Origin of the sequence: Pseudoalteromonas sp. 120-MNA-CIBAN-0494 (assembly GCF_040308885.1) — a bacterium.
Lineage (GTDB): Bacteria > Pseudomonadota > Gammaproteobacteria > Enterobacterales > Alteromonadaceae > Pseudoalteromonas > Pseudoalteromonas nigrifaciens.
Map to the genome: position 1 here is coordinate 1 of NZ_JBEOOE010000193.1, position 254 is coordinate 254.

Sequence of the window (254 nt, forward strand, 5' to 3'; positions counted from 1 at the left end):
ATATCCACCCTACAATCTGAAATAGAGTCTGAGCTTGATCTGACTGAAACACGAAAACAAATGCAAGATGAGCTAGCAAACATCCGTCAGACTGAGACAGATATGAAGCGTGAGCTGGCAAAGATGCGTGGTAATATACAAAAATTTGAAGACTCACAGAATCAACACTCAGATGAGCCACATCAGCCAGTCGCTCTTGATGAGCAAGATCATCAGCCCAATAGCGCCTCCTCCTTAACCAAACAGGAGGCAGA

Annotated in this window: 1 protein-coding gene; it reads left to right on the forward strand. The window is 44.5% G+C overall.

The window, feature by feature from the left end; all coding sequences use genetic code 11:
- Window positions 1-254 (forward strand): hypothetical protein (locus AAEY55_RS18490; protein WP_350552722.1); only part of this gene is annotated, 254 nt, incomplete at both ends.